This window comes from Hyphomicrobium sp. 01T421 (genome assembly GCF_056398805.1).
The window spans coordinates 1,701,219-1,726,058 of record NZ_JBFTQC010000001.1 but is presented as its reverse complement, the minus strand read 5'-3'; the positions used below and the strand labels follow the sequence as shown (position 1 = coordinate 1,726,058).

Genomic DNA, 24,840 nt, shown 5'->3' with positions numbered 1-24,840 from the left:
TTCATTGTGCCGCCAGGCCGGGCTCGGCGTCACCCTCTCCGTTCGGCGCTGCGATCAAGCATTTGGCTGAGAGCAGCAGCACAACCCTCAGTCCCGGCTGATTGTCTTCGAGCCGAACCTCTCCGTGATGGAGACGAGCGACCGCCGCGACCAGGCTCAGCCCGAGGCCCGTGCCGGGTTTTGTGCGGCTTGCTTCCAAACGGACGAAGCGCTTCAGCGCTTTTTCACGATCGGCCGGGTCGATGCCGGGGCCGTGGTCGCCGACAGAGATGGCAGGACGACCCTCGAATAGGAAGGCGCGAACGGTGATCGCGCTCCCGGGCTCACCGCCGCGCGAATACTTTATCGCGTTGTCGATAAGATTGGCGATTGCCTGCCCGATCAATTGCCGGTTGCCCTGCACGAACAGACCTTGCTCCGTCTCGATCGACAGCGCGAAGCCCGCTTCCTCGGCGGCCGGTGCGTAGAGTTCGCTGACGTCCGCCACGAAGCGGCCGAGGTCGAACGTCTCCGTGCTTTCCTGCAGGGGACCCGCTTCCAGGCGGGCGATCAGCAGCAGGGCGTTGAACGTCTTGATCAGCTCGTCCGACTTTTCGATCGTTCGTTCGAGGCCTTCGCGATAGGCCTCGCCTCCGCGCGGATCGCGGAGCGCTGCCTCCGCCGAGTTGCGCAGACGATTGAGCGGGGTTTTGAGATCGTGGGCGATGTTGTCCGAGACTTCGCGAAGGCCACTCATCAGGCTTTCGATGCGGTCCAGCATCTCATTCAGGCTACCCGCAAGCGCGTCGAGTTCGCCGCCTCTGCCCGACGTCGGGATACGGCGGGACAGATCGCCTTCCATGATCTGCCGGCTCGTCGCGGTGATCTCATCCATGCGGTTGACGATCAGGCGGCTGACAGCGAGGCCGCCGAGCAGTCCGACGATCGACAACACGCCAAATCCGAGAAGAAACGTCAGCCGGACAGAATCGGCGAAGGCGCGCTGATCCTCGATGTCACGGCCGATGATCAGGCGCAGATGGGAACCGAGGTCGACGGGAATGGCGACCGCGAGATGCGCTCTCTCATGGCCATCTGCCGCCGGCTGATACGTGAACACGCCGCCGTGGCCTTCGCCTTCCAGCTCGGGTGGGATGCGGTTCAAGTTTCCGGCGATCTTCGTGCCGCTCGCGTCCGCCAGATAATAGAGGCCGATCCCTTGAGGACGGGAAAGGGCCGATACCGTATCGGTCAATTTGGCTTCCCCTCCGACTTTCATTTCGGAGGAGAGAATGCGAGCCTCGGCGTTCAGCGTGGTCAGAACCTGATCGGTCAGCAGGTTGTTGGTTTGCCAAAACAGAACGCCGACGACGATTGCAGCCGCAAAAAGGAAAAAGGCTACCGCCAGCGCGCTCAGTCCGAAGGCTGTCGTCGATGCCGCTTTCGCGACGCGGTCAAGCAGKGCCGTCACGAATTGTATATCCTGCGCCCCGAACCGTATGCAGAAGCTGCGTGTCGAAGTTCTTGTCGATCTTGGCGCGAAGGCGGGAGACGTGAACGTCGATGACGTTCGTTTGTGGATCGAAGTGATAGTCCCAGACATGTTCGAGCAGCATCGTGCGCGTGACGACCTGACCGGCATGCTGCATCAGATATTCGAGCAGCCGATACTCGCGTGGCTGCAGCAGAATGTGCTCACCGCCGCGCGTGACACGGTGGGAGAGGCGATCGAGCACGAGATCGCCGACGGCGTAGCGGGTTTGCTGTTCTTCCGGCGCCGTGCGGCGGCCGAGCGCTTCGACGCGTGCCAGAAGTTCGGAATATGCGTAGGGCTTCGTCAGGTAGTCGTCGCCGCCGGCGCGCAGGCCCTTGACGCGATCATCGACCTCACCGAGTGCCGAGAGGATGAGCACGGGCGTGCGATTGGCTTCCGAGCGTAGCGATTTGATGAGTGACAGTCCGTCGAGGCGGGGCAACATGCGGTCGACGATCAGGACGTCGTAAGCCCCGTCCGTCGCGAGCGCCAATCCGGCTTCGCCGTCATGCGCGAGATCGGCGGTATGGCCGTTTTCTTTCAAAGATTTCTGAAGGAAAAGCGCGGTTTCTTTATCGTCTTCAATCACGAGCACGCGCATGGTTTGTGTCCGACTTTCGCCTTTTCTCCGCTCACTGTGTAGCTGGGTCGTACCCGGACGTCGAGGCAGCCCCGCCGTTTCACTGACGGGGCTGCCCGAGTTCTTCATGGGTGGTTAACCTCAGCCCTTCTTCGAGCTGAGCTGAACGGCAACGAAGCGCTTCTGATCGGCCGTCTTGATGTGAAGGAGAACAGCCGTGCGCTTCAGGCCTTCTGCCTTCTTGACGCCCGAGAGGACATCGTCCGGAGATGCGACCGTCTGGCCCGACACCTCGAGGATCACGTCACCCGCCTTCAGGCCCTTCTGAGCTGCGTCCGATGAGGGATCAACCTCAGCGATCGCGACGCCTTCCGGAGCATCTTTGCCAGCACGGGCCGGCATCAATGTCAGCCCAAGCTGGCTCAGCTCGACCGACGACGGCTTGGCGTTTTCGTCGTCGTTGTTGCCGTTGCTGTCTTCGTCGTTGTTTTCGCCGCTCATGGCTGCTTCGGCGTTCTTCGGGAACAGCCCGAGCTTCACCTTAACGGTTTCCTCCGCGTTGTTCCGCCAGACCTTCACGTCCACCGGCGTGTCCGGAGCAAGTTCGGCGATCTTCCGCGCGAGGTCGCGGCTGTCGGCAATCTTGTCACCGTTCACCTGGATGATTGCGTCCTGAGCCTTGAGACCCGACTTCGCTGCGGGGCCGTTCGGCGTCACTTCGCTGACGAGCGCACCGTGTGCCGCCGGCAGCCCGATGCTGGCCGCCGTGTCCTCATCGACGTTCTGGATCTTAACGCCCAGCCAGCCGCGATTGACGGTGCCGCCAGACTTCAGCTGCTGAACGACTTCCTTCACCGTTTTCGCGGGTACTGCGAAGGCGATGCCGACGTTGCCGCCAGACGGAGAGAAGATCGCGGTGTTAACGCCGATGACATCGCCATCGATGTTGACCGTGGGGCCTCCCGAGTTGCCGCGGTTCACGGCAGCGTCGATCTGGAGGTAGTCGTAGGGACCCGAGCCGATGTCGCGTGCGAGGGCCGAGACGATGCCGGCCGTGACCGTGCCGCCGAGGCCGAACGGATTGCCGACGGCCAACGCCCAGTCGCCAACGCGAGATTCCTTGTCGGCCAGCTTGAGGGTCGGGAAAGTCTTCTTGGTGCTTTCGATCTTGATGACGGCGATGTCAGTGCGCTGATCGGTGCCGACCAGCTTGGCGTCGTACTTCGTCTCATCGTTGTCGAAGGTGACCTGGATCTTCGTCGCGCCATCGATGACGTGATTGTTGGTCACGACGTAGCCATCAGGCGTGATGACGAAGCCTGAGCCCTGACCTTGCACGATCTTCGGCTTCTGGTCCGGCTGTCCGAACTCCTTGGGGAGATTCTTGAAGAAGTCGTGGAGCGGATGATCGGGCGGGAGATCGGGAAGCGTAAATCCCTTTTCGCCCTTCTTGCCGCCCTTCTCGTTCGACGCGAGCTTGGAGGCGCCGCCGTCGTTCACGACCGAGACGGAGACGACGGCCGGCTTGACCTTGTCCACGATGTCGGCAAACGAAACGGGCGCGCGGCCGAACGGGGTCTCGATGGTCTGAGCCGCTGGGGTATCGGCACGAACGGAATAGGATGGCGCGAAGAGCCCAATTCCCACTATCGCAGCGGCCGCCATCGCAAGCGTGGCCGGTGCAATATTTGAAGCTAATTTGAAGTTTGAGGTCGTCGACGAACGGTGGGGCAATCGCATCCCATGGTCTCCAGATAAATGCAGGCTTCGCGAGCCTTGTCTGGAGGCGTACCGGAGAACGGATTACGGCAGCATGTCAGCGACGTTAACTGTTGGTAATCTGCAGGCGATTGGGCGCGAAAATCCGGCTAGCGCCGCTCGTCCGTCAGGATGGAATCAAGCTTCGCTTTCTCCAGTTCGGTCAATGGCGTGCTCGGAGACGACGCGTCTTTTTTTCCGGCGCTTCGGACAACAAGAACGAGACCGCCGAGCAGAACGAGAACCGGCGTCAGCCAAAGCAGAATGGTCGATAGCTCGAAGCGTGGATTGAGGAGAACGAATTCGCCGTAGCGGGCGACGACGTAGTCGAGGACCTGCTGGTCGGAGTCGTGTGCTTCCAGGCGTTCACGAACGAGCCGGCGCAGGTCGCCCGCCAAAGGCGCATCGCTATCGTCGATCGACTGGTTCTGGCAAACGAGGCAGCGCAGTTCGGCCGAGATGTTCCGCGCACGCTGTTCGAGCGCGGGGTCGGCGAGCATCTCGCCAGGCTGAACCGCAAGCGCCGTCGGAGCGGCTGCGAAGAGCGCCCATACCGTCAGCAACGTCGCTATTATTGAACGTCGCAAGCGATTCACTCCGCGGGTACCGCAATAGGTTGACGTGACCTCGACGGCGCGCCGACGCGCAAGCGCCGGTCGGTCAGCGAGATGCCGCCACCGATGAACATGATCAATGCGCCGAGCCAGATGAAGCGTACGAGCGGATTGAAATAGGCTCTGACGGCGTAGCCGCCGTTCGGTTGTGCATCGCCGATGACGAGGTAAAGATCGCCGCGCCACGCGGCAAGAATTCCGGACTCGGTCGTCGTCTGCGGCGGGGCATCGTAGAGCCGCTTCGAGGGCGTGAGCCGCGCCACCGTTTCGCCCCCGCGCTTCACATTGAAATCGGCAATGTCTTCGACGTAGTTCGGCCCGCGAGCCTGTTCGAGACCGACGAACGTCACGTCATAGCCGTTGACCGTGAGTTGATCGCCCGGCTTCATGGCCTGGATGTGCTCTTCGCGGTAGGCGCTCGTCGCGACGATGCCGACCACAAGCATGCCGATCCCGAAATGCGCAAAGAAGGTGCCGTAAGTGGAACGCGGCAGGTTTCGCGCACGGCGGATAATTTCATCCGATTTTGCCGAGCCGAACTTCACTCTGTTCGCCCATTCGACGATCGCGCCCGCCATGACGTAGACGCCCAGCGCGATCCCGAACGGCGCGAGCCACGGTCCGCGATACTCGGCGGCGAATACGGCAACGAGGGCTACGAGCGCCGCACCGAAAGCAAACGCCAAGCGCTGCATCGCTCCTGCAAAATCACCGCGCTTCCAGGCCAACATCGGCCCGATCGGCAAAGCGACGAGCAGCGGTATCATCAACGGACCGAAGGTCATGTTGAAGAACGGCGGCCCGACGGAAATTTTCTCGCCCGTCAGCCCTTCGAGCGCCATCGGATAGAGCGTGCCGACGAGCACGGTTGCGGCACCCGTCACGAGCAGCAGGTTGTTGAGGACGAGCGATCCTTCGCGGCTGATCGGCTGGAACAGGCCACCTGCCTGCATATCCTTGGAGCGCAACGCAAAGAGCGCGAGCCCGCCGCCGGTGAAGAGGATCAGAATGGCGAGGATGAAGACGCCCCGCGCCGGATCGACGGCAAAGGAGTGGACGGACGTCAGCACGCCCGAGCGCACGATGAACGTCCCCATCAGCGACAACGAGAACGTCAGGATCGCGAGAAGCACTGTCCAGATCTTCAGCGCCTCGCGTTTTTCCATGACGAGCGCGGAATGCAGGAGCGCGGTTCCGGCGAGCCAGGGCATGAAGGACGCGTTTTCGACCGGGTCCCAGAACCACCAGCCGCCCCAGCCGAGTTCGTAGTAGGCCCACCACGATCCCATCGCGATGCCGATCGTGAGAAACATCCAGGCGGCGAGCGTCCACGGCCTCACCCAGCGCGCCCAGGCTGCATCGATGCGGCCTTCGATCAATGCCGCAATCGCAAACGAGAAGGCAATCGAGAAGCCGACATAGCCCATGTAGAGAAACGGCGGATGGAAGGCGAGCGCCGGATCCTGCAGGATCGGGTTCAAGCCACGTCCATCGGGGGGTGCCGGATCGAGGCGGGCGAACGGATTGGACGTCAGCAGCGAGAAGAGCAGGAACGCCACCGCGATCGACGCCTGCACTGATAGAACGCGGGCCTTCAGCGTCAACGGGAGGTTATTGCCAAAGAGCGCAACAGCGGCACCGAAGAGCGCCAGGATCAACACCCAAAGCAGCATCGAGCCTTCGTGATTGCCCCAGACGCCGGCCAATTTGTAAATCAGCGGCTTCGTCGAATGGGAGTTTTCGGCGACGTTGAGAACGGAGAAGTCCGACGTCACATAGGCGTGCGTCAGCGCGCAGAAAGCGATGGCGATCAGGAAGAGTTGCGAAATGGCCGCCGGATCGGCGACGCGCATCATGCGTTCGTCTTTCAGGTGAGCGCCGATCGCGGGAACCACGACCTGCACGACGGCAACCAGTAAAGCGAGGATAAGCGCGAAATGTCCGAATTCTACGATCACGGCATGTCCTTCTAAGGCATCCCTGCCTTCACTTGGCCCGGATGGGCGCCCGCACCGAGCTTAACGCCTTTCGCTTCCAGCGCATTCGCTACTTCACGCGGCATGTAATTCTCGTCGTGCTTGGCAAGCACGCTATCGGCTTTGAAGCGGCCCTCGCCGTCGAGCATGCCTTCGGCGACGACGCCCTGGCCTTCCTTGAAAAGGTCGGGCAGAACGCCCGTAAATGTAACCGGAATATCGCGCAGCGTATCGGTCACTTTGAACGTGATCGTCGTCCCCTGTCCGCGAACGACGGAGCCATGCTCCACGAGGCCGCCGAGGCGGATGCGCTGGCCCGGCGGGACGCCCTTTTCGACGATATCGCTCGGGGTATGGAAGAAGACGATGCTGTCCTTCAACGCGAAGAGCACCAGGACGAGCGCCACGCAGAGCGTCGCGACCCCTCCGCCGATCAGAACTCCGCGCTTCTGCTTACGTGTCATCAGAGACCCTGCATTGCGTTAGCTTCCGAGGCCCAGCTGGCGCGCGAGATGCTCGACTTCGGCCAAGCCGTCCTGGTTGCCTTTGAGATTGGCGCGGGCATCTGTCAAAGCTTTGATGGCATCATCACGGCGACCGAGAATTTCATAGGATCGTATCAATTTTAGCCATCCCGCAGCGTCGTTTCCATCGGACTTGAGACGGGCTGCGAGACTATCGACCATACGCGCTATGAGAGCCCGCCGTTCCTCGGGGTTCATCGCCATGATCGCGGCGGCTTCAGGATTGGCGGCTGGCGATGCCGACGTTGGAGCGGTGCCGGCGTTGCCGCCTGCTCCCTGACTACCATCGCCTGCCGGTGGGCTGCCGATCCCCTTGCCGATATTTGCGAGCCGTTCTTCGATGACCTTGCGCCAAGGCGCGTCCGCGGGTGCTTCGGCGATGAGCTTGCGATAATCGGCGGCGGCGTCAGACACGCGTCCGTCCTGCTCCTTCGCGAGCGCCAGCCAAATGCGCGGCTCAATTGATGAGTCCGGCGCGAGCACGATAATTCGCTCCAGAGCTTTGCGGGCGTCTTCCGGGACGACGCCGTTCTCGATGTGGATGCGCGCGTTAGCGAAGCCTTGTAGACGCTTCGGGTTTTCGCCGATCAACCGAATGGCATTCTGGTAGGCGGTCGCGGCATCGGCATACCGTCCCATTGCATAGTAGACGGGCGCGATGACATCCCATCCGGAACCGTCTTCCGGATGGTCTCGCAGCCGTTCTTCGACCTTGGCGATGAGATCGTTGGGCTTGTTGGCGTCCGACGCTTCGGCGAGGCGCTCGCTCAACGGCTGCGCCGGCAGGCCGGGTGCGCCATACGTCAGATAAAGGCCCATGCTTGCAATCGGCAGCGCGATGGCAGTGGCGATGGATACCGGAACGACGAAGCGATTGCGGTCAGCGGAGCGAGCGTGCGCGCCGGTTTTCGGATGGTCCTGCGATACGCGCAAAATCCGGCGGCCGATTTCGGCGCGGGCGCTTTCCGCCTCTGCGGCGCCAAGAGCGCCGCGCGCCTCGTCGGAATCGATCTCTTTGAGCTGGTCTTTGTAGACAGCGATATCTGGGCCGGCGGGATCTGTTGACCGCGGAGACGGACGCATCAGCGGCCGCGTGATGGCGAGCGTCACGGCTGCCACTAATCCAGCCACTAGAATCCAGAAAACCATCGCTGCGCGATCCTCAAGCTTCGCTGCAGGGAATAGGATCGCACGCCTGCCGAGGCAAGCAGACAAAGCTCAAGTTAGCCCATCTGTCGCGGATGAGATTAACTTAGCGAAAGGGAGAGAGTTGGCCGCTGCAGCGCGTCAACCGACGTTCTGCCAACTTCCGTCCGAGCTCCGGCAGGCAGTACCATGCATCTTCTGCGGACGGCCGTCGATGTAAACGGTGTGCGTGTAATCACGGCAATCGGCGACGCCGCGCTTATACGGTTTGCTCGGGACGATTTCCCCGTAGTGACCGGAATCGGGATCGCGCCACTGCCGCGGATTGCCGGACTGGCCGCGCTCGAGAGCGTCATATTCCGCTTCTTGCGCCAAACGGCGATCGCGTTCGTCGAGGTTTTTGCCGATCTGGCTGCCGACGATGCCGCCGATGACGGCGCCCGCGACGGTCGCGGCTACCTTGCCGTCACCCTTGCCGACCTGATTACCGAGCACGCCACCGGCAATGCTGCCGAGAACGAGGCCGGTACCGGTGTTGTCCACTCCGCCCTGGCCGTTGCTGCAAGCGCAAAGCAAGGTGACTGCCAGAAGCGGCAGTGAAAGGCGCGCGGTGCGCATGGTAAACCCCATTTGTGGCATCCCCCGACACGCCGCTGGCCCCACCGGCGCGTAATCCTGCAATATTCGCTAGACCGATATTGCGCCGTCGACAAGGCGGAAATCCACCACAATTCGGGCAAATCCCCACTCCATCCGCTGTTGCGATGCGGAATTAGCGCGTGTCAGGCGGCGGGGAGTTCAAGAACGGCTTTCAGGCCGCCGTGCTCGGAGCCATCGAGCCTCAACCGGCCTCGATACGACGCCGCTAGATCGGTGACGATCGAAAGTCCCAGCCCTGAGCCGGGTTTGGTCTCATCGAGCCTAAGTCCGCGCTTGCCGATTTTGGCTCTTTGCTCCGCCGAGAGGCCCGGGCCATCGTCCTCGACGGTCAGGGTGAGCCTTCGCCGGGCGGTCGCCTCCTGATTATTGACAGTTGCCGTCAAATAAACCCTGTGCTTGCCCCACTTGCAGGCGTTGTCGAGCAGGTTGCCCAACATCTCCTCGAGGTCCTGCTTTTCACCTTGGAACTTGGCGCCGGGCTGAACCGCGTAGTCGATCGATATGCCTTTTTCGCGATGGATGCGCTCTATAGCTCTGACCAACGGCTCGGCCGTCGCATCGACGGGTGTGACGCGGCCAATGGTGTTCGTTCTCGCGGCGATACGCGCGCGGTCGAGATAATGCGTAATCTGATCCCGCATCAGATGCGCTTGCTCGGCGACCTTCGAGCCGAACGCGCTTTGATCTTCCCGCGCCTCGTTGGTGATGACTGCGAGCGGGGTTTTCAATGCATGCGCGAGGTTGCCGACCTGCGTGCGGGCGCGGTCGATGATGTCCTGGTTTGAATCGATCAATGCATTGAGTTCGGTTTGCAACGGCTCGATCTCGGCCGGCAATTGGCCTTCAAGGCGTTCGACTTGGCCGGAACGGATACTCGCCAATCCTCGTTCGATCCGGCGCAACGGCAAAAGACCGAAACGAACCTGGAAAACGGTCGCCGCTAAAAGCCCCAGACCGACGAGCGAAAGCGCACTCGTCAGGCGGGCGCGGAATTTGGCGACGGTTTCCTCGAACCAGTCCATAGGACCGGCGACCATGATCGAATACTTCGTCTTTTCGGGATCGTGACCGGGGGAATCGATGAATTCTAGGATGCGGATCGTCGAGCCGGTCGGGCCGGGGACGTTCATCCATCGCGTCCCCGTGTCGTCGGTCGGGAATTTTCTGTCGTAGGGGGAAGGTAACATGGCGGTTGCGAGTGAGGGCGATACGAGCGTGCGGCCGGGAGCGCCGTCAATCGGGCGTATCTGCCAATACCAGCCCGACTGCGTGACTTCGAAAAGGGGCTCGTAGAGGTTCGGCGGGTTGACGGGCTCGTCGCCCATCGTGCTCATGCTATCGATCGTGATCTGGGTCAGCAGCTTCTTCAACTGGGCGTCGAAGCTCAGCTGCACGTCGTCCCGATACAGCGCGTAAATGATGTAGCCCGCGAGCGGCAGCGCCAAAAGCGTCCACGCTGCCGAAGTTGCAAAAAGGCGCAGCGCAAGTGAGTTAAGCCTCATCCGGTCCTTGGCTCATGCGGTATCCGAGACCGCGGACCGTCTGGATCACGTCGCCGGGAATTTTCTTCCGCAGTCGGCCGATAAATACTTCGATCGTGTTCGAATCGCGATCAAAATCCTGATCGTAGAGATGTTCGACCAGTTCGGTCCGCGAAACCACCCGGCCGTTGTGGTGCATCAAATAGGCCAGCAGGCGAAATTCATGCGAGGTCAACTTGACGGGCAAGCCCTCGCACGTCACGCGCGCCGATTTGGTGTCGAGACGAACGGGGCCGCATTCGATTTCCGATTTCGCATGGCCCGACGCGCGGCGGACCTGGGCCCGGACCCGCGCCAGCAACTCTTCCATGTGGAAGGGCTTGGCGAGATAGTCGTCGGCGCCGGCATCCATTCCAGCGACCTTGTCGCTCCAGCGGTCGCGTGCGGTCAGAATGATGACGGGCATCTTGCGATCGCTTCGCCGCCATTGCTCGAGGACGGAAATGCCGTCCATCTTGGGCAGGCCTATGTCGAGAATGACGATATCATACGGCTCGGTATCGCCGAGGAAATAGCCTTCCTCTCCGTCTGCTGCCTTATCGACGGCAAATCCTGCGTCTTCCAGAGCCGTCGAAAGCTGACGATTCAGGTCGTTGTCATCCTCGACGACGAGCGCTCGCACGGTATGTCCCCCTCCTGCACGACTTGCGGACGCTCGGAGATCTCGGCGAGAGATTTCCATCCCGCAACGACGGACCGACTACCGGCCCCTCGCTGTCATAACGGTCGTTCTAAGCTGTCCCGTCGGACTTCTGATGACCAGACGATAAAAATATCCGGCTTCCGTGCGGCACAGCGTGGTCTTTACGAGCTTGCCGATACCATCTGCTGCAAGCGAGCGCGATACCTCCTCGACGGTTATCAGATTTTCCCGGCGGACGATCTGGCCGGCCATGCCCCAGTCGGTCAGGCAGTCGTCAGCGCGCGAGGCGGCGCACGGCAGCAGTACCACTGCCGCAGCCACCAATGCCACCGCTCTTCCCAAATCGACCATCCGCGTTCTTCCGGAAAACCGACGGTCTAACATAGCGTGTTGAACCGCCGATGAATACGGGAGCCATTGAGGATGGGTCCCTGATATTGTTCAACTCTTTCGTAGGCTGAGGACCGAGGACGCCTTGAACCGGCCGTAGATTGCCAGCGCCGTCCCGAACAAGCCGGCGAGCGCCTGAACGGCGATCACCGCCTGATTGCCGAAAGTCTGAATGAGATCGGCGGGCAGGCTCACTCCGATTGCCGGGGCGATGACGGGAAGCACGGTCGCCGCGGCGGTAATCAGCGTTCCCCAAAGCGTCCTCGATTGGGCCCACCATTTCGCCGTATCGTCGATCGTCTTCCCAGCCGCTGCTTGATTGCTCATGTTGGATTCTCCTTTTGCGATTTGTGCCGGCTCCAAGAGCCCGCGGGTAATGCCGTCAGCCGCGCCCCAGGATTTTCCGAGGGCCAATGTCGCGTCGACGCGTTTCAGCCAGCCCCGTCCGAAGCGCCAGAAATGCGGGAGCGCCCTGTACCGGGTGCGCCGGATTTCCGCGTACTCGTCGATCAGATCTGTCAGTCTTCGGCTGCCGATTGCAGAAAGCGTCTCGGGGCCGATCTCGCCGTCGACCGTGACGTTCACCACCTGCTGCAGCATCCGGGTCGCGGCGCCGACGCCGTGGTTCACTGCGGCATCGAAATGCATCAGCGCTAACGGTCCGGTGAACGCCGGGCATTGAGCGGGGTCGAAATACCGGCGGCGATAGATGGCCTCGACGACGGCTTCGGGGATGGACTTCAACTCCGAAATGAGCCGCGGGCGCGAGCCGGCGTCGAGCGTCTTGCCTTTGAAGTTGGCGTAGACTTCGAGCGTTACGCCGCGATTGGTCGGGCCGCCGGGATCGTACGGATCATTCGAAAAGCCGCCTTCCATTTCGAGGACGTGGGCGAGCGCCTTTGCGAAGGTGCCGTCGTCGGCCGTCAAGCTTTCAGCCTCGATCTCGGCGTCCGGCCAGCGGAAGCCGAGGAGGCGCGCGGCGTCGAAGGCTGAGACCGTCACCGCGTCGCCCTGGTTGCCGCCAAGGAGGTAGAGCTTGCCCGCCGCCGAGCCGATCAGAAAGCCGACATGTCCGGCCGTCGGATCGTCGCCCCGCGCCAAAACAGCGAGCGCACCAAAGCGCGGCTCATCGAGGCCAATTCCCCAATCGAGATAGGATCGCGCCATGAGCGATCCGGTACCCTGGCATCCGGCGCGCTTCAGCATGGCGCCCGCGAACGCGGCGCACCACGGCGTCTCTTCGCTTTCTACCTTTATGTCGCCAGCTTCGCGGAAGTAGCGGAGGATTTCGGAAGAATTGTCCTTGCCCGGAATTTCGCGCACGCCGAATTCGGCCCACGCGGCAGCGAGCCACGCCGGTTGATCCATTTTTATGCCCTTGTTTTTGTGCGCAGCCGGTGATCACCCACACTCGTCATGCCGACGGAGGTCGGCACCCCGCCAACAATCCGCATGCGTTACGTTGCGGCTTGCCTGGATCCCGGCCCTCGCCCGGATGACGATGTTGAGCGGTCCTGCCTACGTTTTAGACGGTGGCCGCACGAGGAGCGCCCCGGCCGAAGATTACGTTTGTCTGATAGATCTTGATCGATACGCTCGAGGGCGCGGCTCCGAAGTCGGCGATTTGATTCGCGCTCGAATAGCCGACGCTCGGCGACGACGTTGCGAGCGTGCGCTTCACCGTGGCGCCGTCAAGAATTTCGACCTCGTAGCTTTCGCTTTCTTCGCCGAGCGGCACCTCCGGCAGCTCCCAGTTATCGCCGCCGCTGCGCGTGCGCCGAATCCAAGAGATGCTGAGGTCGCCCGACGTGCGCACGCCTTTGACGCGAACCGGCGACAACGGCCGAAGCCCGAGCGCCTGGTAGGCGAACGGCGACGTTACGTACGACGCGTCGCCGATATCGCGGTTGCCCGGCCCATAGCGCCAATTGAGCGACACCTTCTGTTCGCTCTCCCTGAGCGGCACGGACGTCACCGCGCCGTCGAGGAGAACGAATTGCGCACCGGCAGGCAGCGCATCGTCCATCGCCCCTTCTGTTCCGAACTGACCGCGGAGAAGTCCACTGACGCGATACGTTTGCACATCGACGAGTTCGGCGGTTTGGAACTGAACGATTTCCCAATTACCGCTCGCGTTGCGAAGTGCTGCGAGATTTGCGCCGGCCAGCATCGCGACGAGATCAACGGACGACAGCGTTCCGCTCGTCAGACGCACGCGGACGGACGCCCTGTGGTCGATGCGACCCTCGGGGCCCGACGCGAGTTCGTCAAACGTCACGCCGAGCGTTGCGGGTGCGCCAGCGATTGCCTTGAGCTGATATCCGGTCTCCTGCGGAGACGCGAAGAGAGCGACGCTGCCGGGCCATGGCTTCTGCATCGCGGCGACGTATCCTGCCGCCGCATCCGCAGCGGTGTTCCACTGCGGCAGATCCATCAACGCAACGGCAGGTGAGCCGATCTGAACCTGTGCAGGCTCGGCGGCGACGCGCGGCGCGACGTCGATCTGATCGTAAACGCCCGGATCGATGCTCAAGGCTCGTATGTCACGAACCCCGTGCTCCGAAACATCGGTCAATCGCAGCAAGCGGCTTCGTCCGCCGATCTCGGCCGAGACAATGTCTCCCGGCTCGAGCGCGAGTGTCGACGGCGCCAGTTTGAATGTCGCGGATTCCCGCGTCGCCCACGTTTCGTAGAGCCAGCTTTCGGCGATCGCTCCTGCAAGGCTGTCGTCGAGCACGATCGGGAGATCGGCTTCCGCGACGCGCCCGCTCGCCCCTGTCAGTCGCCGCGCTTCGGCGACGGCTTGCGGATAATCGTCAACGCCTGAGATGTAGCGGAGCTTGGCCGATGCCGGGAGATCGGTTTCCTGCGCGCGCGTCAGCTCGTAGAGCGCATCGCCCGCGCTTTCTTCGACGAGCGCATCCTGCGCGAGCGTCATCGCAGGCGCGGCACGGCCGCGATGGCGAAACACAATCTTGCCGTTGCTTTCGATGCTATCGAAAAAATATGCGAGTTCGAGCGGCTGTATCGCATCGCGCGCGGCCATCGTCCGGTCGATGACGTAGCCCGGCACCGTCCCCGTCAACGCGGATGCGTCGAAATCTGCGAAGCCCTGATCGCGCAGGATGGTCGAGACGACGTCATCGAGCGCCGCGCCGCCGAGCCGGCCGTTGAGCCAATGTCCGAGCTGCCAGTTTTCGCTGTCGCCCCAATAGGTCGTTGCATCCGGAAACGCCGGATAGGGACGCGCGTCCCAGCAATAGACGTGTATGCGATCGAGATCGACCATGCGCTTGCCGTTGACCGCCGATACCGGATTGCGACCTTCGACGTAGGCCGGCTTCGTCCAATCGAAAGCGTCAGTGAGCGCCTGGCGATGACGCGCCTGCATCAGGTCATCACGGATGCCGCGCGAATAATAGGGAAGCGCCGATTCCGAACTCTTCGGATCGACGAAGACATTCGGCTGGTTCGCACCTTTGTCGACCGCGGGGCAGCCGATCTCCATGAACCAGAACGGCTTAGATTGCGGCACCCAAGCCGTCGCCGACGCACTTTCGGTGCCTGCGGGGCGATTATAGTGCGCGTTGCTCCACCACGAGAGAATATCCTTATAGCGAAAGACCCACGGCTTTCCGGAGCCATCCGTTATCGGCGTTCTGATTTGCGCATCGCGATCTTCGCTTGACGCGTAATACCAATCGAAGCCTTCGCCGCCATGGACGTTCGAACGGAGATATGCCGGATCGTAAATTGATCTTGTCCCGGCGACCGCGTCGAGATGATCGCGGCCATCGCGCCAGTCAGCGAGCGGCCAATAAATGTCGATGCCGATCGCGTCGATGTTCGACGAAGACCACAGCGGGTCGAGATGGAAATAAACGTCGCCCGAACCGTCGGCAGGCTGATGGCCAAAGTATTCCGACCAGTCTGCCGCGTAGAGCACCTTCGTTCCGGAGCCAAGGATCGCTTTCACGTCATCGGCCAGCGCGATCAGCTCTGTGACGAATGGATACGCGTTGGCGCTCGATCGGACGCACGTCAGCCCGCGCAGCTCCGTGCCGATGACGAATGCTTCGACGCCGCCAGCCGCTTTAGCGAGATGCGCCTGATGCAGGATCATGCGCCGGTACGACCATTCGTCCGGTCCCGTGTAATGCACGGATGCGCCGGAGATGGAAAAGTCAGATCGCGCGGCGGAGCCGACGAAGCTCGCGATTTGCGTCGCGGCGGTTGACGTCTTGTCGGGCGTTCCCAACTGGCCGGGCGCGGGGTGACACGCAATCCGTCCGCGCCACGGATATGCCGGTTGGCTCGCGCCTCCGTAGGGATCAGGAAGGCTATTGCCCGCCGGAACATCCATCAGAACGAACGGCGTCAGCGTCACGTTCAATCCGCGCGCTTTCATATCCTGAATGGCGGCGACGACTGTCTGGTCGGACGGCGTGCCACCATAGGCCGCGTTGCCGTCGCGCGTGCTGATGAGATGCGCGGTCGCCCGGGTTTCTCCGGCGACGGACCAGCTCAGTGGTGCGGTCCATTTGTGGCGCGTCTCGACGCCGGGCATGATCTTGCACGCGCCCGCGCGGAGGTCGGTTCCAAACCAGCTGACGACAAGCGACACCGACTTGGCGTTCGGCAGCGCCGCTTCGAGCTGATCGAGCGAAACCTGCCAGTCGGTAGGGCCGACCAATTGATGGACATTCTCCGACTGCGAAACGCCGTCGTCGAACGTCTGATGTACGGGTTCCGTCGCGTAGACGAACTCGCCCGAACCTGGGATCATCACGACGCCGCGAATGTCCTGATCGGCATCCGAGACACTGCGAAAGATTTCGAACGACAGCTGTGGAACGCGGTTGCCGTAATCGGCGAGCGCGAAGTGCTCGAACACGACATAGGCGACGCCGCGATAGCTCGGGGCATTGTCCGCGCCTTCGCGCGCCGCGATGAGACTATCGACGTCTTGCGTTTCCGTGCCGGTGTGCAGGCGAAATGTCGTCCGGGCGAGATCGAGTTCCTGCTCGTCGGCCCAGACGCGACCGATGCGCGTCACCACACCCTCGCCGAGCGCGACCGCGAAATTGGCGTAGTAGTTGTACTGCGCGAGGCGCGTCTTGTTGCCTGAGCTTCCTTTGCCGCCGCCCGCGGCTTGTGTCGTCGTCACGATCTCTTCTTCGAGATCGGTCGCCCAGATGATCTGTCCGCCGACACGCGCTCGACCATAAATCCTCGGAAGCGGCGCACCTTCGGTTGACGCGGTCAGCCGGAGATCGGAAAGGCGCGGACCTTCGACCGTGCGCGTCTGTCCGGACGGGGCGAAGAGCGCATTGTCGACATACGATCCCGCAAATGCGCCGATCTGCGATCCGATCGCCGCGCCCGAGAGCGTGACGCCGAGCAGGCCGACGCCAGCCGGCAGCATGCTGCCGCCGACGGCTGCACCGACGGCTGCAAGAGCGAGCGTCGCCATGTCAGGAGCCTTTCGAAATATCAGGAAATTGAAACGCGCCCGCGATCCGGCGCCGCCACCAATTCGTCAGCGGAACCTCGGCGACCGGCGCGCCTTCGATCGCGTGGACCATCATTGCGGGCGCTGTGACGATGGCCGCGTGCTTCGCCACCATTCCCGCGCGAAGCCGGAAAACGACGACGTCGCCGATGCTCATAGAAGCGATTGGCTTCGCCACAAGATGCCGGTTGGCTGCTTCGAGCATCGCCTCGCTTCCGCTCGCTTCCGCCCAGTCGCGGCTGTAGGCCGGGGGCTTTTCCGCGTCGGCGCCGTAGAGCTCCTTCCAGACACCGCGCACCAGCCCAAGGCAATCGGTGCCGACGTGGCGAACGCTCGCCTGATGATGGTAGGGCGTGCCGATCCAACCGCGCGCCGCTTCGACAATTCTGCTTCGGGTCACATGCTGCATCTTCAGCTCGCGCGTCCGATTTTCGTCAGGAACTGATTGCCGGGTATCGACGGGAAGCCGCGAAAGTTGATCGTGTTCGAGAAGCGCGCCTTGCATGTCTCGAACCGCTTGTCACAGCCGGCGGTAACAATGAATTCGTCGCCCGCGGCGGGCGGTCCTTCGGCATCCGTCCAGAGTTCGATCTCGACGGCGGCTGGCAGCTTCGTGTGCGTCTTGATCTCGATTCTGAGACCAACTGACGCTCCGGACGTGAACGCGAAGAGACCGCGCGAGAGAAATCGCGTGTCGAATGCGTCGATGCCGGAGACCGTGAAACGCCTTGCAGACGCGGCGGTCACTATCGCGCCCACGCCTCGGAAGGCTGACGATGAAAGATCAATTCCGCAGCGCGCATCACCGAGATCGGCGTCGCATGTCCGCTGCAAAATCCGTCCCTTCGGCTGCTGCAGATAGTGCGCGAGGCCGCGAAGCTCGGCCGTAAAGCTCGCGCCTGTGCGGCGCACTTCGCCAATGCTGCCGGACCGCATCAGGACGCGCTGGCTCGGGTCCGCCCAGTTGACGCGATAGATCGCGATCCGCGCGTCGTCATAGCGGCCGGCGGCAAGGTCATCGTCGGTCAATGTTCCTGACGACAGCGCGCCCGTGACCTCGAGGTTGTCGACCGACAGGCCGAGCCCATCGGTGATATCGCTCGCGGTGAAGCCGCTTGCCGCCTCGTAGGTGGTGCCGTCAAACGCGACCGGGTTATCGTGATCGGTGAAACCGAGGACGGTTCCGTCGCGACGTTCGATGCGCCAGCACCAGCAGAGGGTCGTCGCTCCGGACGCGAGATGCGCGGAAAATTCCGGCGATAACGTTTTCACAGCCGCACCTCGACGATCGGAATGTTGGGAATGGCGCCAGAGGTGAAGCCCGAGAGGTTGATCTCGAGCTTGTCGGTATCGAAGCGCGCGGGCACGTCGAACTCGAAGCCTGCCGTTACACTCGCTCCGCTTGCCGGAATGTGACCGCTGAGAAATGTCACGACGCCGGTCGAAGCATCGATCGCGAAATTCGTGCCCGCGGTTTGCGCCGCGCCGGCGACAGCGATTTTCACAGTCGCCGCGATTGGTTTCTTGATGTCGCGCGTCCACGGCGCGAAGGCGCTACCGTAGACCTTTTTCAACTGGAACGCCGCGTGTTCGCCCGTCCCCGTTCCGATGACCTGGTCGAGTACGTTCGGCGTCGCGTTCGGCGCGCAGGACTTCCAGTCCATCGGATCGCGCCAACGAAACGTGTGAAGGCGTCCGCGCCGCTCTTCGAAGAATGCGATGATCTGATAGAGATCATCGAGCGATTTGACGCCGTACCCCGCGTTGTAGCTTCGCCGGCTGTCTGCCCAGCGGCTGTTGCGCTCTTCATATCCCGATCCAAGCACGACGACGTCGGTGCGCCGCTCTGGTCCGCCTTGCGCATTGCGCGAGATCGCCGTCGGAAATCTGACGTCGTGAAAGGACATGTGGGATTCGCTTTTTTGTGAGGAGGCGACATAGAGGTCGCGCTTTAGAGGTTTCGCTGGCCGGCCGCGGCGGCGCGCGCGATCATCGCGGCGATCTGCGATTGCGAGCGGCCGAAGCTTTGGACGTCCGGCGTCGAGATGTTGATCGTGATCTGCTGCCCACCGCCACCCGACATCGCAACGCCGAGCCGGCCGTCGGAACCGCGCGTCAGCGGCATGATCGCTTCCGGCCCGCGCTCTCCGGCGAGCCCCGTCGCGCCACCTGCCAGCGGGAATGAGATCGGGCTTGCGATGACGCCGCCGCTTGCAAACGGCACCGGCGTCCCGCTCTGAATGACGCCACCCTTCGCGAACGGCGTCGCTCCCGAGATGACGCCCTGAAACATCGATGCGAGGCCGGACGTTAGTGGCTGCAGCGCGGTCTTGAGCGCCATCTGCGAGATGCTGAGCGCCAACGACTTGAAGACATCGCCGACGTTCTTGCCTTTGATCGCGATATCGTCGAACGCGGAAACCAGTGTGTTGGCAAATTGCCTTCCAGTCCGCGACGTCGATTGGAGCTTTGTCTCGAGATCGCTCGTGTCGGCCGTGACCTTGACGTTCCAGGTCTCGAGTTGATCGTCATTCATTGTCATAGGTTGCACTTTCATCCGGAAAGCGTTGCATGAGCGTGTCGAGGTCTCCGCGCGTGAGCGTCATTTCGCTGACCCCGCCGAATTTGCCTGCCAGCGCCGCCTGCAGCTCACGCGGTGTCAACGACCAGAAAACCGCCGGCATCATGCCTAGGACACCGAGGCCGAGCTCCATCACGCGCGCCCAGCGAAAGGGGCGCGCGTTTCGCCGCCGCCCTCCCGCCTCTGTGCATCCTCTTCCCGCTGATCATCTCCGCCGAACGTTGCATTCAGAAGCCGGGCGACGATGTCGACGTAATCGGCGGCGCCGCCGTCCACGCGCATCAGGGCGACTTCGTCGTCCGTCACCGCGCATCCCGCCCCGCGCAACCCGGCTGCGATGATCTTTACGCAATCGCGCGCGGAAAGCCGCCCCTTCTCGAAGCGCGCCGCGAGCGCCAGCATGTCGTCGTCGCCGAAGGCGCTCTCCAGTTCCGCGAGCGCGCCGAGCGTCAACACGAGCCTATAGGCGCGGTCATCGAGGATCGCCTCGATCTCACCGCGGTGCCTGTTCGCCATGTGCAGGGATTCCTTTTCTTTTTGCGCTCGGCGACTCGCGTTCCGCGAGCCGGTCGCCGAGCGCGGCCTTGGCGGAACAGTTCGGCGCAACATCAAACGTGCTCGGCGACTCCGCTACGCGGAGCCGGCCGGTGGGCGCGGACTTAAGCTGCTGTGGTGAACGTCAGCTCGCCTGCGCTTTCAAGCGAGATGTCGAACGTCAATTCCCCATCGTGGCGACCGCTGAATTCAAGCGACGTGATCTGGAATGCACCTGCGATCATGCCGAAGTCGGGCACGATCACCTGCCAGTCGCGGACGGTACCGTTGAAGGCGTAATCCCGGATCGTCGTATCGGACGATCCGTCCTTGAAAACGCCGGAACCGGTGATCCTTGCCGACTTCACGCCCGCGCCGGTCAGCAGCTCGCGCCACTGGCCTGCGCTTTCGGTGTTGGTTATCTCGACCGTCTCTGCGCTGATCGATAGACCGCGTGCGCGAAGCCCGGCGACCGTCACGAAGACGCCCGCGCCGGTCGTATCGACCTTCAGAAGAAGGTCTTTACCTTTCTGTGCTGCCATGTGTGAGGGACTCTTTGGTTGGTGCCTGGCGACTCGCGTTCCGCGAGCCGGCCGCCAGGCACGGGGCTGTTGAGGGAGTGGGAGTTGCTGACCGCCCAGTGTCTGCCGACTCGCGTTCCGCGAGCCGGCCGCCGGGCAAAGGGCTGTTGAGGGAGTTGGAGTTTTGGATGCGGGGGTATTGTCATCCTCGGCTTTATGCCGAGGTTCTATTGATCAGCGGGTGCGGAGCGAGCATTCGAATGGATCCTCGGGACGAGCCCGAGGATGACATCGGTGGCGTCTATCTTTCGCGCTAACGCAGCTTCGCGTCAGCCCGGCTCGGTCACCGCGCGAAAGCGGGAGATGCCGTGGAACGTCTCGCCGTCGTTGTCGCGTCTCGCTTCGGAGAATTCGTGGCGCAGGTTAACCAGTCGGTGTCCTTCGAGGGATAGATCCTGGTCGTGTAATGCGTGCCGCGCGGCGGCTATGACGGCATGCGTTTCCTTGCGTCCGCGCGCTCGCGACCACACGTGAAGCGTGACGACGTGCTCGGAGGCGTCTTCTGTTCCGGTCGACCAATCGCGTTCCGTCGACTGTCCAAACGTCATGAATGGAAATTCTGCACGGGCCGGGACGTCGTCATAAATCCTTGGACCGCCCAATGCCGATGTCGTTGCGGCATCGCTGGTCAATTTCGAAAAAATCGCCTGCTGAAGGGCGAAGGCTGCGCTCGCCATCATTTGCCTCCTTGCGGGGAAAGCGGGTCTGATATGCTATCTGCGGGCATCAAGGGCTTGCCCGCCCATGCGGAAGCGAGGATTGCCTCGCGTTTCGCCACTGCATCGCGAACGAGCATCAATGCCCGTTGCCGCGCTGCGGAATTGAATCCGCTCATTGTGCAATGCACATTCATAGATCGCGTTCCTCCGATGGGCACTTCAGCCAGCGCCCACGATTGTCGCAGTCGATCACGCCAAGAATGGCGAAGACACGGTTGCCGTAGCGAATCCGCATGTCCGGTGTTACGTCGCTGCGGTGGCGTATCCAGATGTCGTGCGTCGCTATGCCCGCGATGCGATCAGCTGAAAAATTTTCGCCYGCCGATCGCGACCAGACGGCAGCCCAGACTTCAGCGACGCTTTGCCATTCAATCGTCGCGCCGCCTGCTTCGTCGCTCGTTCGCTCGGGGCTTTCGATCGTCACGCGGTGCCGGAGATCGCCGGCGTTGATGGGCGCCTTCATAGCCGGATCGTCCGAAATGGATTGATGAGGGCGGATACGGCATCGGGGATGCGCGCGTCGTCCGATCCAATCTCTTCCGGGTCGCGGTGCTCGTACCAATGTGCCGTCAGCATCAGCATTGCGTGCTTCAAAGGCGCAGGCACGCTATCGCCGGTGGCTCCGAACCCAGCCGTCATATCGATCTCGATGCCGTTGGCGCGGACTTGCGGTTCTAGCCGCGCCGTATTGTTCCAGACGAGCCGCGCGGGCCGCGACGCGAGATCGACGAGGTAGCTTTCCGCCGGCACCACATGCGCGACGCCGGCCGCGTTCTTCACGCGAACTTCATCGATCGAGCGAAGCGGCGTCAGCGGCAGCTCGACATCGCGGCTGCCCGGCCAGCGATTGAGCGTCATCGTCCACGACTGCGTGATGAGCGCGAGCGACAGCGCCACCTCGATATGAAGCCGCGACGTCAGCAGCAGGCTCGCGATCAGAACGTCCTCGTCATTGCCGTCGATGCGCATGTGAGCCTTGGCGTCGGCGACCGTCACCGGCTCGACCGCCGGCGGCGCCGTCATCACGAGAGACATGGGATGAGATTTCCTTTTTTGGTGGTGCCTTGCGACTCCGCTGTGCGGAGCCGGCCGCAAGGCACGGCCTTGGTGAAGCAGTTCGGCGCAACATCACGCGCGCTCGGCGTCCGGCGCGCGGAACCCGTGTCGCCAAGCGCGAAATAAAATGCGGGGCTGCCGGAGTGAGCAGCAGCCCCGCAGGTTTCCGCGCGGGCGGGAGGGGAACCCGCGCGGGAATTACTTTCGTCATCCTCGGACGAGCGCGACAAAGCCGCGTCGAAGTCCGGGGATCCAGCGTTAAAAGAGCCGTAGGCGCACGATTGCGTCTTCGACGAGTCTCGCGCCGCATCGAAGTGATTTTGTTTGTGCCGAGCGACTCGCGCTCCGCGAGCCGGCCGCTCGGCACGCAATCATCAAGCTGCGAACTTCAGAAGCTTGATGGCGTCGAAATCCTGGACGCCACCGCCGACGCGCTTCGTCGTGTAGAAGAGCACGTAGGGTTTGGCCGTGTAGGGATCGCGCAGCACGCGAATGCCGGCGCGGTCGACGATCAGATAGCCGCGCGAGAAATCACCGAACGCGATGCCGAGAGCATTGGTGCCGATCGCCGGCATGTCTTCGCTTTCCGCGACCGGGTAGCCAAGCAACGATGGCCATTCGCCCGGTGCGTTGGCTGGCTGCCAGAGATAGTTGCCCTGACCGTCCTTGAGTTTGCGTACGGCCGACACCGTCGACCTGCTCATCAGGAACGTGCCGTTGGCGCGGTAAGGCGCCTTCGTCGCGTAGACGAGATCGAGCAGCTTGTCGCCGGGATCGTTCTCGGGGAATGCGCCTGCCTCGCCCGTCGCGACGAAGCCGAGCTTGCCCCAGGCCCACGAGCCGTTGGCGACGGTGTCGTAGCTCAAGAGGCCCTTTGGCTTGTTGGTGCCGTCGCCGGTGACGAAGGCTGTTCCTTCCTGCGCGGCGAAGGCGAGGCGAACTTCTTCGGCGAGCCACTCGTCGATGTTGACGATCGTATCGTCGAGCAACGTCTGTGACGCTGCCGGCATCGCGTAGAGTTCCATCGTCGGGAACTGCAGCTCTGCGAGCGTCGGCGCGGTGCTCTGCGAACGTGACGCCGTTTCGGCGACCCAACCCGTATCCGCACCTGCAGTTGCAAACGGCCGCTTATAGACAGAGCCCGACACCTGGCGGATACCGGAGATCGCGCGCATCGGCGAGATGGCTTTGAGCGCGCGATTGACGGCCGCTTCCGTCTCAGCCGGCACGAGATAGCCGCCATCCGCGCCGGAGCCGACGGACAATGCCTTCTCTTCGATACGCGCGAGACGTTGCGCATCGCCGCGGCGAACGTAGCCGTCGAATGCCGACTTGTGCGCGAGATCCGACGTGGACGACGCGCCGCCTGTGAGATGCGGGCGCGCCGACTTCAGCGCGAGGTTATCGGCCACACGCTTGGTGGAATCGAGAGTTTCCTCGATGCGCGCCAGCTTCTCGGCGACGAGCGTATCCGTCGTGCCGCGGCTCTCGATTTCGTTCAAGCGCTGATCGTTCGTTTCCTTGAAGGCTTCGAAAGCTTCGAGGAATTCTTCGAAGGCGCGCGCGGTTTCTCCGCCCGCCCCCTTCGTTTCGAGGGAAGTCGTGTTGGTCATGTGATGTCCTGTGGAGCTAAATGAAGTCCTACCGTCATCCTCGAACGGGTGGGCGTAGCAAGCCCGTTCGGGGATCCAGCGTTAGAAGCGCCGAAGGCTCGATATTGCGTCTGCGACGAGTCTTGCGCTGGATCCCCGGTCTTCGCTTGCGCTCGACCGAGGATGACGAATTGGTGGGTTACGTTGCCGACATCAGCCGCGCCGCCTCGCGGAAACGAGAAGCAAGCGTGGCGTCGTCGCCGAAGGTCCGGCCCGCATCCCGCAAAGCCTTGAGACCGTGGAAGCCCGAGCGGAGCACCGCCCTCGCCTCCATCCGCGTCAGCCCAGCATCCCGCGTGAGCCAACGCTCGAATTCACGTTCGGTCGGAGCGCCGGCCACGAACGGCCGCGCCTTCACGCTTTCGACGCGCGCGCCCGGCAGCATCGGAAACGTGACGACCGAAATTTCCCAGAGATCGACCTTCTCAATACGGCGCACGCCGGACGCCGCATCGCGCCGGGCCTTCACCGCCTTGAAGCCGATCGAAAGTCCATCGAGCGCACCGGCCCGCATCAACTCCAGAACTTCGCGCGCCTTCGAGACCGCGGTCATCAATCGCCCGCGGACGTACAGCCCGCGCGCGTCCTCGCGAATTTCATCCCACACGCCGATGGGCTCGGCCGGGTCGTGCTGGAACAGCATCTTGATGCGCGCGGCGCCGCGACCCGCCAGGCTTTCGCGGAATGCTCCTGGTGCGATGACGTCGTGGCCGAGGTCCTCGCGATTGAAGAGGCTGGCGTAGCCTTCAAAGACTCCGTCGCCGAGCGACTTCGTATCGAGCGGCAACGCCCGGCTCCGTTTCGACAACGAAGCAGGCAGCAGAAATCGTTCGGTCGCGTGCATTTGCACTCCGTTGTCA

25 protein-coding genes are annotated in these 24,840 nt (G+C 62.6%); all 25 read right to left on the bottom strand.

All coding sequences use genetic code 11. The features are described from left to right. Position 1: 1 nt before the first annotated feature. Positions 2-1,450 carry a sensor histidine kinase gene (locus AC1DK3_RS07925; protein WP_477191693.1) on the bottom strand — a complete coding sequence of 483 codons (1,449 nt, stop codon included), beginning with the start codon at positions 1,448-1,450 and terminating at the stop codon, positions 2-4. Continuing rightward, entirely contained in the window at positions 1,434-2,114 is a 681-nt protein-coding gene (locus tag AC1DK3_RS07920; RefSeq protein ID WP_477191692.1) for a response regulator transcription factor, read from the bottom strand. The genes AC1DK3_RS07925 and AC1DK3_RS07920 overlap by 17 nt, the downstream gene beginning before the upstream one ends. 120 nt (positions 2,115-2,234) lie before the next feature. Beyond that, complete coding sequence (locus tag AC1DK3_RS07915) at positions 2,235-3,833, bottom strand: Do family serine endopeptidase (protein WP_477191691.1); 1,599 nt, start codon at positions 3,831-3,833, stop codon at positions 2,235-2,237. Between the two features lie 128 nt (positions 3,834-3,961). Beyond that, positions 3,962-4,438 carry a cytochrome c-type biogenesis protein gene (locus AC1DK3_RS07910; protein ID WP_477191690.1) on the bottom strand — a complete coding sequence of 159 codons (477 nt, stop codon included), beginning with the start codon at positions 4,436-4,438 and terminating at the stop codon, positions 3,962-3,964. A gap of 5 nt (positions 4,439-4,443) precedes the next feature. Then, positions 4,444-6,423, bottom strand: coding sequence for a heme lyase CcmF/NrfE family subunit (locus AC1DK3_RS07905; protein WP_477191689.1), 1,980 nt, complete (start codon positions 6,421-6,423; stop codon positions 4,444-4,446). 11 nt (positions 6,424-6,434) lie between these two features. Next, the gene (ccmE, locus tag AC1DK3_RS07900; protein WP_339084314.1) at positions 6,435-6,905 is read right to left on the bottom strand and encodes a cytochrome c maturation protein CcmE; all 471 of its coding nucleotides are present in this window, start codon (positions 6,903-6,905) and stop codon (positions 6,435-6,437) included. An 18-nt stretch (positions 6,906-6,923) separates the two neighbouring features. Next, on the bottom strand, positions 6,924-8,114 hold the full coding sequence (ccmI, locus tag AC1DK3_RS07895; protein ID WP_477191688.1) for a c-type cytochrome biogenesis protein CcmI: 1,191 nt from the start codon (positions 8,112-8,114) through the stop codon (positions 6,924-6,926). Positions 8,115-8,252: 138 nt separating this feature from the next. Then, complete coding sequence (locus AC1DK3_RS07890) at positions 8,253-8,729, bottom strand: RT0821/Lpp0805 family surface protein (protein WP_477191687.1); 477 nt, start codon at positions 8,727-8,729, stop codon at positions 8,253-8,255. Positions 8,730-8,893: 164 nt separating this feature from the next. Continuing rightward, entirely contained in the window at positions 8,894-10,273 is a 1,380-nt protein-coding gene (locus tag AC1DK3_RS07885) for a sensor histidine kinase (RefSeq protein ID WP_477191686.1), read from the bottom strand. Next, on the bottom strand, positions 10,263-10,934 hold the full coding sequence (locus tag AC1DK3_RS07880) for a response regulator transcription factor (RefSeq protein WP_477191685.1): 672 nt from the start codon (positions 10,932-10,934) through the stop codon (positions 10,263-10,265). Before AC1DK3_RS07880 ends, AC1DK3_RS07885 begins: the two co-directional genes overlap by 11 nt. A gap of 78 nt (positions 10,935-11,012) precedes the next feature. Next, on the bottom strand, positions 11,013-11,306 hold the full coding sequence (locus AC1DK3_RS07875; protein ID WP_477191684.1) for a hypothetical protein: 294 nt from the start codon (positions 11,304-11,306) through the stop codon (positions 11,013-11,015). 90 nt (positions 11,307-11,396) lie between these two features. Beyond that, positions 11,397-12,713, bottom strand: a complete 1,317-nt coding sequence (locus AC1DK3_RS07870) for a TIGR02594 family protein (RefSeq protein WP_477191683.1) — start codon at positions 12,711-12,713, stop codon at positions 11,397-11,399. A gap of 157 nt (positions 12,714-12,870) precedes the next feature. Further along, positions 12,871-16,818, bottom strand: coding sequence for a baseplate multidomain protein megatron (locus AC1DK3_RS07865; RefSeq protein WP_477191682.1), 3,948 nt, complete (start codon positions 16,816-16,818; stop codon positions 12,871-12,873). A gap of 1 nt (position 16,819) precedes the next feature. Continuing rightward, positions 16,820-17,266, bottom strand: a complete 447-nt coding sequence (locus tag AC1DK3_RS07860) for an NlpC/P60 family protein (protein ID WP_477191681.1) — start codon at positions 17,264-17,266, stop codon at positions 16,820-16,822. 2 nt (positions 17,267-17,268) lie between these two features. Continuing rightward, complete coding sequence (locus AC1DK3_RS07855; RefSeq protein WP_477191680.1) at positions 17,269-18,129, bottom strand: DUF2163 domain-containing protein; 861 nt, start codon at positions 18,127-18,129, stop codon at positions 17,269-17,271. Further along, positions 18,126-18,764 carry a phage distal tail protein, Rcc01695 family gene (locus AC1DK3_RS07850; RefSeq protein ID WP_477191679.1) on the bottom strand — a complete coding sequence of 213 codons (639 nt, stop codon included), beginning with the start codon at positions 18,762-18,764 and terminating at the stop codon, positions 18,126-18,128. Before AC1DK3_RS07850 ends, AC1DK3_RS07855 begins: the two co-directional genes overlap by 4 nt. 44 nt (positions 18,765-18,808) lie before the next feature. Further along, entirely contained in the window at positions 18,809-19,399 is a 591-nt protein-coding gene (locus AC1DK3_RS07845; RefSeq protein WP_477191678.1) for a phage tail tape measure protein, read from the bottom strand. Then, a complete protein-coding gene (locus AC1DK3_RS07840; protein WP_477191677.1) occupies positions 19,386-19,571 on the bottom strand; it encodes a phage tail assembly chaperone in 186 nt (61 codons plus the stop codon). The genes AC1DK3_RS07845 and AC1DK3_RS07840 overlap by 14 nt, the downstream gene beginning before the upstream one ends. Continuing rightward, positions 19,571-19,954 (bottom strand): gene transfer agent family protein, encoded by a 384-nt coding sequence (locus tag AC1DK3_RS07835; RefSeq protein ID WP_477191676.1) that lies wholly within the window; start codon positions 19,952-19,954, stop codon positions 19,571-19,573. The genes AC1DK3_RS07840 and AC1DK3_RS07835 overlap by 1 nt, the downstream gene beginning before the upstream one ends. 143 nt (positions 19,955-20,097) lie before the next feature. Next, positions 20,098-20,514 carry a phage major tail protein, TP901-1 family gene (locus AC1DK3_RS07830; protein ID WP_477191675.1) on the bottom strand — a complete coding sequence of 139 codons (417 nt, stop codon included), beginning with the start codon at positions 20,512-20,514 and terminating at the stop codon, positions 20,098-20,100. Positions 20,515-20,822: 308 nt separating this feature from the next. Then, on the bottom strand, positions 20,823-21,230 hold the full coding sequence (locus AC1DK3_RS07825; RefSeq protein WP_477191674.1) for a DUF3168 domain-containing protein: 408 nt from the start codon (positions 21,228-21,230) through the stop codon (positions 20,823-20,825). A 172-nt stretch (positions 21,231-21,402) separates the two neighbouring features. After that, on the bottom strand, positions 21,403-21,735 hold the full coding sequence (locus AC1DK3_RS07820) for a phage head closure protein (protein WP_477191673.1): 333 nt from the start codon (positions 21,733-21,735) through the stop codon (positions 21,403-21,405). Next, entirely contained in the window at positions 21,732-22,307 is a 576-nt protein-coding gene (locus AC1DK3_RS07815; RefSeq protein WP_477191672.1) for a head-tail connector protein, read from the bottom strand. Before AC1DK3_RS07815 ends, AC1DK3_RS07820 begins: the two co-directional genes overlap by 4 nt. A gap of 395 nt (positions 22,308-22,702) precedes the next feature. After that, positions 22,703-23,941: a phage major capsid protein gene (locus tag AC1DK3_RS07810; protein ID WP_477191671.1), complete on the bottom strand. Its 1,239-nt coding sequence runs from the start codon at positions 23,939-23,941 to the stop codon at positions 22,703-22,705. A gap of 178 nt (positions 23,942-24,119) precedes the next feature. Next, on the bottom strand, positions 24,120-24,824 hold the full coding sequence (locus AC1DK3_RS07805; protein ID WP_477191670.1) for an HK97 family phage prohead protease: 705 nt from the start codon (positions 24,822-24,824) through the stop codon (positions 24,120-24,122). Between the last annotated feature and the right edge of the window lie 16 nt (positions 24,825-24,840).

What these genes read in the sequence shown, in the direction of transcription:
- AC1DK3_RS07850 (WP_477191679.1), bottom strand. Translation starts at nt 18,764, where the DNA reads ATGTCCTTTCACGACGTCAGATTTCCGACGGCGATCTCGCGCAATGCG.
- AC1DK3_RS07845 (WP_477191678.1), bottom strand. Translation starts at nt 19,399, where the DNA reads ATGACAATGAATGACGATCAACTCGAGACCTGGAACGTCAAGGTCACG.
- AC1DK3_RS07870 (WP_477191683.1), bottom strand. Translation starts at nt 12,713, where the DNA reads ATGGATCAACCGGCGTGGCTCGCTGCCGCGTGGGCCGAATTCGGCGTG.
- AC1DK3_RS07860 (WP_477191681.1), bottom strand. Translation starts at nt 17,266, where the DNA reads ATGCAGCATGTGACCCGAAGCAGAATTGTCGAAGCGGCGCGCGGTTGG.
- AC1DK3_RS07835 (WP_477191676.1), bottom strand. Translation starts at nt 19,954, where the DNA reads ATGGCGAACAGGCACCGCGGTGAGATCGAGGCGATCCTCGATGACCGC.
- AC1DK3_RS07840 (WP_477191677.1), bottom strand. Translation starts at nt 19,571, where the DNA reads ATGGAGCTCGGCCTCGGTGTCCTAGGCATGATGCCGGCGGTTTTCTGG.
- AC1DK3_RS07825 (WP_477191674.1), bottom strand. Translation starts at nt 21,230, where the DNA reads ATGGCGAGCGCAGCCTTCGCCCTTCAGCAGGCGATTTTTTCGAAATTG.
- AC1DK3_RS07815 (WP_477191672.1), bottom strand. Translation starts at nt 22,307, where the DNA reads ATGTCTCTCGTGATGACGGCGCCGCCGGCGGTCGAGCCGGTGACGGTC.
- AC1DK3_RS07830 (WP_477191675.1), bottom strand. Translation starts at nt 20,514, where the DNA reads ATGGCAGCACAGAAAGGTAAAGACCTTCTTCTGAAGGTCGATACGACC.
- AC1DK3_RS07805 (WP_477191670.1), bottom strand. Translation starts at nt 24,824, where the DNA reads ATGCACGCGACCGAACGATTTCTGCTGCCTGCTTCGTTGTCGAAACGG.
- ccmE (WP_339084314.1), bottom strand. Translation starts at nt 6,905, where the DNA reads ATGACACGTAAGCAGAAGCGCGGAGTTCTGATCGGCGGAGGGGTCGCG.
- AC1DK3_RS07875 (WP_477191684.1), bottom strand. Translation starts at nt 11,306, where the DNA reads ATGGTCGATTTGGGAAGAGCGGTGGCATTGGTGGCTGCGGCAGTGGTA.
- AC1DK3_RS07865 (WP_477191682.1), bottom strand. Translation starts at nt 16,818, where the DNA reads ATGGCGACGCTCGCTCTTGCAGCCGTCGGTGCAGCCGTCGGCGGCAGC.
- AC1DK3_RS07915 (WP_477191691.1), bottom strand. Translation starts at nt 3,833, where the DNA reads ATGCGATTGCCCCACCGTTCGTCGACGACCTCAAACTTCAAATTAGCT.
- AC1DK3_RS07885 (WP_477191686.1), bottom strand. Translation starts at nt 10,273, where the DNA reads ATGAGGCTTAACTCACTTGCGCTGCGCCTTTTTGCAACTTCGGCAGCG.
- ccmI (WP_477191688.1), bottom strand. Translation starts at nt 8,114, where the DNA reads ATGGTTTTCTGGATTCTAGTGGCTGGATTAGTGGCAGCCGTGACGCTC.
- AC1DK3_RS07810 (WP_477191671.1), bottom strand. Translation starts at nt 23,941, where the DNA reads ATGACCAACACGACTTCCCTCGAAACGAAGGGGGCGGGCGGAGAAACC.
- AC1DK3_RS07890 (WP_477191687.1), bottom strand. Translation starts at nt 8,729, where the DNA reads ATGCGCACCGCGCGCCTTTCACTGCCGCTTCTGGCAGTCACCTTGCTT.